General features: G+C 71.1%; 6 protein-coding genes and 1 pseudogene. All 7 read left to right on the forward strand.

The window, feature by feature from the left end; genetic code table 11:
* Window positions 1-173 (forward strand): annotated as a pseudogene (locus tag JWQ05_RS12870) (sugar transporter); the annotation flags it as partial.
* A gap of 188 nt (window positions 174-361) precedes the next feature.
* A complete protein-coding gene (locus JWQ05_RS12875; protein WP_299658839.1) occupies window positions 362-1,507 on the forward strand; it encodes a branched-chain amino acid ABC transporter substrate-binding protein in 1,146 nt (381 codons plus the stop codon).
* A gap of 171 nt (window positions 1,508-1,678) precedes the next feature.
* Window positions 1,679-2,791, forward strand: a complete 1,113-nt coding sequence (locus JWQ05_RS12880; protein ID WP_299658840.1) for a TRAP transporter substrate-binding protein — start codon at window positions 1,679-1,681, stop codon at window positions 2,789-2,791.
* 434 nt (window positions 2,792-3,225) lie between these two features.
* Window positions 3,226-4,626, forward strand: a complete 1,401-nt coding sequence (locus JWQ05_RS12885; protein WP_299658841.1) for a deoxyribodipyrimidine photo-lyase — start codon at window positions 3,226-3,228, stop codon at window positions 4,624-4,626.
* A 166-nt stretch (window positions 4,627-4,792) separates the two neighbouring features.
* Window positions 4,793-6,103 (forward strand): chloride channel protein, encoded by a 1,311-nt coding sequence (locus JWQ05_RS12890; RefSeq protein ID WP_299658844.1) that lies wholly within the window; start codon window positions 4,793-4,795, stop codon window positions 6,101-6,103.
* 83 nt (window positions 6,104-6,186) lie between these two features.
* Window positions 6,187-6,366, forward strand: a complete 180-nt coding sequence (locus JWQ05_RS12895; protein ID WP_299658842.1) for a DUF1328 domain-containing protein — start codon at window positions 6,187-6,189, stop codon at window positions 6,364-6,366.
* A gap of 19 nt (window positions 6,367-6,385) precedes the next feature.
* On the forward strand, window positions 6,386-6,637 hold a 252-nt coding region (locus JWQ05_RS12900; protein ID WP_299658843.1), incomplete at its 3' end, for an SDR family NAD(P)-dependent oxidoreductase.

The raw sequence follows: 6,637 nt of genomic DNA on the forward strand, positions 1-6,637 counted from the left end.
ACATGCGCGACCCCAACAGCCTGTTCCTGACCCAGGCCTTCCGCATGCGCAACCGCGACCTCGTCTACGTCTCGAACGCGCCCTTCACGGAAGTCCAGAAGGTCCTATCCGTCTTCTCCACCGTCACTGCGCCGGTCACCGCCGGTGCGTCCGTGTACGGCGTCGCGCGGTAAGGCGGGTCCGCGCGGCGGCCGCCCGGAGCCGACCGCCGCGCGGCTCGCCCCTTGCGTTCTCGCGCGTCATCCCGCAGGGCTGCCACGGTTCGACCGCGCCGAGCGGCGTCGGACCTGGGCGGCTCGCCCTTCAGGGCCGATCCGCCTATATTCTTCGCGAGGTCGAACGAGGCGTGAGACGGGGCGGCATGAGGTTCAGACGCGCGGCCCGGCGATCCGGGCTCGCAGGCGCCTTCTTCGGGCTGGCCGGCGGTTTGGTTCTCTGCGCCAGCGAGGCGTTCTGCGTCGTTGAGGCCCGTGCCGACGTGGTCGTGGGCGTCGCGGTCCCGCGCTCGGGCGCCTATGTGAGCGTGGGCGAACAGGTCCTGCGCGGCGTCCAGGCGGCGGCCCGCGACGCGAATGCCCGGGGCGGTCTCGACGGCCAGACCATCGTGCTCGACGTGCAGGACGATGCCTGCGATTCCAACAAGGCCGTGGCGGTGGCCAACCATTACGCGGCGCAGGGCGTGCGCCTCGTGGTCGGCCACGTTTGCTCCAACGCGTCCCTCGCGGCCTCCGAGATCTATGCCGCCAACGGCACGGTGATGATCACCGCGGCCTCGGTGGCCGCCAAGCTCACCGACCGGGGCCTGCCGACGATCTTCCGCGTCTGCGGGCGCGACGACGACCAGGCCAAGCTCTCGGCGACCGTGCTCGCCGAGCGGTTTCGCGACAAGAAGATCGCGATCCTCAACGACCTGACCCCGGGCTCGCGCAACCTCGCCGCCGCCACCAAGGAAAACCTCAACCGCATCGGCATCAACGAGGCGGTGGCCACGGCGTTTTCGGCCGGCGACGCCGACGACGCGGCCCTGGCCGACCGCCTCCGGGACGCCGGCATCGCGGTGGCCTATTACGGCGGCGACGCCCGCGAGATGGGCCGCCTCGTGCGGATCTCGGCCGAGCGGGGCTTCAAGCCGCAATGGTTCGGCACTTCCGCCATTGCCACCCAGGAATTTTCCACCATCGCGGGCCCGGCCAGCAACGGCGTCCTGATGACCTTCTACCTCGACCCGCGCCGCAAGCCCGAGGCCGCCGCCGTGGTCGCGGCCTTCAAGGCGGAGGGCGCCGAGCCCGAGGGCTCCACCGTCTACGGCTACGCCGCGCTCCAGGCCCTCGTGGCGGCGGGCGATTTCGCCCACACGACGGACTCGAAACGGATCGCCGCCACGCTGCACACCGAGCGCTTCGACCTCGTGCTCGGCCCGGTGGGCTTCGACGCCAAGGGCGACGTCACCGCTCAGGGCTACGTGCTCTACGTCTGGAACGACGGGACTTTCAGCTACGCCAAGTAGCCCTCACGTGGCTCTCACGTGGCTCTCGCGCAGACCCGTTCGCGTCCCCGGTCGCGGCCGTTTCGGGATCGTTTCCGGCGCTTCGTCGTTCGTGAACCGCGAACCCCATGGCCGCACCCCGGCCCGGCCGGCGCGTTCACGGGACGAACCGGGAACTTTCAGCGAGGCGTCATGCCCCCATCCTCCGCGCGCCCCGCCCCGGGGCGCCGTGCTCTCCTCTCCGCCGGCCTCGGCGGCGCGGCGGCCGTGCTCGCCGGCCCCGTCCGTGCCCAGGGCGCGCCGGACCTGCGCTGGCGCCTCGCCTGCGCCTATCCGAAGAACCTCGACATCCTGTTCGGCGCCACCGAGATGCTGGCCCGCATCGTCGCGGAGGCCACCGACGGGCGTTTCCAGATCCAGCCCTCCGGTCCCGGCGAGCCGGTGCCCGCCGAAGGCCTCCTCGATGCGGTCGCGGCCGGCACCGTCGAGATGGGCTACGGCCCGGCGACCCTCGGGTTACCGAAGGACCCGACCTTCGCGCTGGCCTGCGCCCTGCCCTTCGGGCTCAACGCCCGGGGCCAGAGCGCCTGGTGGCTCCAGGGCGGGGCGTCCGACCTGTTCGGCGAGATCTTCGCCAGGCACGGCCTCGTCGCCCTGCCGGCGGGCAATACCGGCGCTCAGATGGGCGGGTGGTTTCGCCGCGAGGTGAAGGCGCTCGCCGACCTCCAGGGCCTGAAGCTCCGGGTCGGGGGCCTCGGCGGGCAGGTGCTGGCCAAGCTCGGCGTCGTGCCGCAGGGGACGCCGGGGCCCGACATGTTCGGCGCCCTCGAATCGAAGGCCATCGACGCCGCGGAATGGATCGGCCCCTACGACGACGAGAAGCTCGGCCTGCAGAAGGTCGCGCCGGTCTACCACTATCCCGGCTTCTGGGAGGGTGGCGCGATGCTGCACCTCTGGTTCAATGCCGAGGCCTGGAAGGGTCTGCCGAAGGCCTACCGGGCGATCCTGCAGGCGGCCGCCGCCCAGGTCCATGCCGACGTGCAGGCCAAGTACGACGCGCGCAATCCCCGTGCCCTGAGGCGCCTCGTGGCCGGCGGCGCGCAGCTGCGGCCCTTCCCCCAGGAGGTGATGGAAGCCGCCCTCAAGGCCGCCAACGACGTCTACGGCGAGATCGGCGCCAAGAACGCCGACTTCAAGCGCATCTACGAGGCGATGAAGACGTTCCGGAACGAGGAATACCTCTGGTTCCAGGTGGCGGAATACACCTACGACAACTTCATGATCCGCGCCCGCGCCCGTGGATGACGGGTTCGGCACAGAAAAAAGGCCGCTCCGAAGAGCGGCCCGAAGTCTAGGGAGGAAACGCCCAAGGAGGGCAGCGGGACCGCGACGCCATCGCGTTCCCGCAATGCACAATCTGATCCTCTCCCACGGAAATGCAAGGTGGTTAGGGCAGCGCTTCTGTCGCTTTTCTCGACCCGAGGCCGATTGCCCGATTTCTGTATCCAAAATGACGCAGGCCAAGCAGCGGCCAATGCTCGCGACGCGGAGACGGGCCGGTGCATGTCGAAACCTTGTCAAAGCTCTGATCGAATTCAGGTTTCATAGGCTCATCGGCGAGCGTTCGCGTTCGCGGAAATCGCCGCGGGTCCGCGTTTCTGCGTAAACCCGCCCCGTCATGGCTGCCGAAGGCAACGGCCGCTCTACCTTGCATCACGACTCAGGAACGGCGGTGACGAATGGCGATTCAGGCGGGACGGATTCGGATTCTCAAGGACGTCCCGCCCCGGGATGACGGGCGCTACGTGCTCTATCTCCTGCAGCAGGCGAATCGCGCGCACAACAACCCGGCCCTGGAACTGGCGATCGAGGAGGCCAACCGGCTCGGCCTGCCCGTGCTCGCCTGTTTCGGCCTGCTCGACGGGGCCAACGGCTTTCCCGAGGCCAATGCCCGGCACTACGCCTTCCTGCTCCAGGGGCTCGCCGATGCGGCGGCCGGCCTCGCGGCGCGCGGGATCGGCTTCTGCCTGCGCAAGGCCTCGCCCGCCGAAATCGCCATCGAACTGGCGGACGCCGCCGCGCTGCTCGTGCTCGACCGGGGCTACCTCGCGATCCAGAAGCGCTGGTACGGCGAGATCCTCGCGGGCGTCGAGACCCGGATCGTGCAGGTCGAGGGTGACGTGGTGGTGCCCGTCGAGGTCGTCTCGGGCAAGCACGAATACGCCGCCCGCACCCTGCGCCCGAAGCTGCACAAGCACCTCGACGACTACGTGGCGCCGCTCGCCGCCCGCAAGGTGAAGCATCGGGCCGGGTCCGGCCTGCCGGCCTGCGAGGTCGACATCGCCGATCCGGAGGCGGTGCTGGCCGGCATGACCCTCGACCGGGTCGTCGCGCCCGTGCGCCGCTTCACCGGCGGCGAGACCGAGGCGCGCCGGCGCCTCGCCGCCTATCTCGCCGGCCCGTTCGCCGATTACGGCAGCGACCGCAACCGGCCGGAGGCCGGGGCGGCCTCGCACATGAGCCCCTACCTGCATTTCGGGCAGATCTCGCCCGTCGAGATCGTGCTGGCGGTGCGCGCCGCCAAGACGGGCGGCCAGGAGGACCGGGCGGCCTATGTCGAGGAGGTCGTCGTGCGCCGCGAACTGGCGATGAACCACGTCGAGTACACGGAGGGCTACGACGACTACGCCCGCGCGGTGCCCGAATGGGCGCGCAAGACGCTGGCCGAGCAGGCCGACGATCCCCGGCCGCAGACCTACACGGAGGCGGAACTCGCCGAGGGCCGCACCCACGACATCTACTGGAACGCCGCCCAGGCCGAGATGCGCGAGACCGGCTACATGCACAACCACCTGCGCATGTACTGGGGTAAGAAGATCCTCGAATGGTCGCCCTCCCCCGAAGAGGGGTTCAGGCGGACCCTGCGCCTCAACAACCGCTACTTCCTCGACGGGCGCGACGCGAATTCCTTCACCAACGTCGCCTGGGTCTACGGGCTGCACGACCGCCCCTGGGCCCGGCGCAAGATCTTCGGGACGGTGCGCTACCAGAGCGAGAATTCCCTGCGGAAGTTCGACGCCAAGGCCTATCTCAAGACCGTCGACGCCCTCTGCCGGGCGGAGGCGAAGGGGTCGACGTAGGAGGCCGGGTACGGCCCTTGCCTGACCCGCCGGATCCCTCCTCCGCCACGCTCCGGTACCGATGCCCCGCACCCGCCTCGTCCGCCACGCCCGGGTGTTGTACGGCAAGGTCCTGTCTCGAAAGGTCCTGTCGCGAAAGACCTTGTCTGGAAAGATCCGGCCGGGCATGCGGCGCCTGCGCGGGGCCGGCCGCGACGCCTTCGGCCTGTGGCGGCACCGCCTGCTGTTCCTCGTCGGCGGCGTCGGCGTCGGCCTCGCCGCGGTGCTCATGGCGCATCTCGCCGATGCGGCGCAGGGGGCTTTCCGCCAGGTCCTGGCACTGTCGCCGTGGCTCGCCCTCGGCATCACCCCGGCGGGGTTCGGGCTTTGCGCCTGGCTCGCCCGCACGGTCTTCCCGAACGCGCAGGGCTCGGGCATCCCGCAGGTGATCGCGGCGCGCCAGACCGGGCAGGCCGCCCTGCGCCGGTCGCTCGTCTCGCTCAAGGTCGCGGCCGGCAAGATCGTGGTGATGAGCCTCGGCCTGCTCTTCGGCGCTTCCACGGGGCGCGAGGGGCCGACCGTGCAGGTAGGGGCCGCGATCATGGCGGCGGCCGGGCACCTGACGCCGGAGCGGATGCCGGGCCTGATCCTCGCCGGCGGGGCTGCGGGGGTGGCGGCCGCCTTCAACACGCCCCTCGCCGGCATCGTCTTCGGCATCGAGGAGCTCGGCCGGGCCTACGAGGCGCGCACCGGGGGGCTCATCGTCGCCGCCATCGTGGCGGCCGGGCTCACCGCCCTCGCGCTGACTGGCAACTACACCTATTTCGGCACCTCCGATGCCGCCCTGCCCTTCGGGCCGGGATGGCTCGCCGTGCCGGTGCTCGGGGCCGTCGGCGGGCTCGCCGGGGGCGGGTTCGCCCGCATCGTCATCCTGTTCGCGCGCGGCCTGCCGGGGCGCCTCGGGGCGGCCCTCGCCCGTCACCCGATCCCGTTCGCGGCGGCCTGCGGACTCGGCGTCGCCCTCTGCGGCCTCGCCTCGGGGGGCGCCGTCTACGGCACCGGCTACGAGGAGGCCCGCGCCCTCCTGCACGGCACGTCGCAGGCGCCCCTCGACTTCACTCCCCTGAAGTTCCTGGCGACCCTGCTCTCGGCGATCAGCGGCATTCCGGGCGGGTTGTTCGCCCCCTCCCTCAGCGTCGGGGCCGGCCTCGGGGCCGCCGTCCAGGGCCTGTTCGCCGATGTGCCGGTGGCGGCCCTCGTCCTCGTCGGCATGGTCGCCTACCTGACGGGGGCCCTGCAGGCGCCGATCACCGCCTTCGTCATCGTCACCGAGATGACCCAGGACCACGCCCTGATGATCCCCCTCATGGTGGCGGCTCTGATCGCCGACGCGGTCTCGAAGGCGGTCTGCTGCGAGGGGCTCTATCACGCCCTGGCGCAGGTCCTCCTGGAGCGCGCCGGACCCCCGCCGAGCCCCGCCGCGGCGGCCCCGCACTGACACGCGCGAAACAGCCGAGCTTTGGCGGAACGCTTGCGGTTCACGACTGTTATCGCTCGGTTCCGGGAGTGGGAGTAACGCGCATGACCCTGTTGAAATGGGCCCTCATCTGTTTCGTGATCTCCCTGGTCGCGGGCGGCCTCGGCTTCACCGGCATCGCCTCGGGCGCCGGCTCCCTCGCCCGCATCCTGTTCGGCCTGTTCCTGGTGGTGGCGGTTGTGATCGTGATCGTCGCCTTCGCCATCGGGCAGGCGGTGTTCTAGCTTGCGCGTAGGCGCGCCGATGCGGGATCGGATCGCCCTCGTCACGGGGGCGACCTCCGGCATCGGCACCGAGACGGCGCTCGGCCTCGCGCGGGCCGGCGCCCGCGTCGGCCTCGTCGGCCGGGACGCGCTGCGAACCCGGGCCGCCGCCGCGCGCATTCGTTCGGCGGTCCCGGGGGCCGTGGTGGATGCCTTCGTCGCCGATCTCGCGTCGCAGGCCGAGATCCGCCGCCTCGCCGCCGAGGTCCGGGCTGTCTATCCGCGCCTGCAC

The organism is Methylobacterium sp. (assembly GCF_028290105.1).
Taxonomy (GTDB): domain Bacteria; phylum Pseudomonadota; class Alphaproteobacteria; order Rhizobiales; family Beijerinckiaceae; genus Methylobacterium.

Coding starts and splice junctions, on each gene's coding strand:
- JWQ05_RS12875 (WP_299658839.1), top strand. CDS start 362: ATGAGGTTCAGACGCGCGGCCCGGCGATCCGGGCTCGCAGGCGCCTTC.
- JWQ05_RS12880 (WP_299658840.1), top strand. CDS start 1,679: ATGCCCCCATCCTCCGCGCGCCCCGCCCCGGGGCGCCGTGCTCTCCTC.
- JWQ05_RS12890 (WP_299658844.1), top strand. CDS start 4,793: ATGCGGCGCCTGCGCGGGGCCGGCCGCGACGCCTTCGGCCTGTGGCGG.
- JWQ05_RS12885 (WP_299658841.1), top strand. CDS start 3,226: ATGGCGATTCAGGCGGGACGGATTCGGATTCTCAAGGACGTCCCGCCC.
- JWQ05_RS12895 (WP_299658842.1), top strand. CDS start 6,187: ATGACCCTGTTGAAATGGGCCCTCATCTGTTTCGTGATCTCCCTGGTC.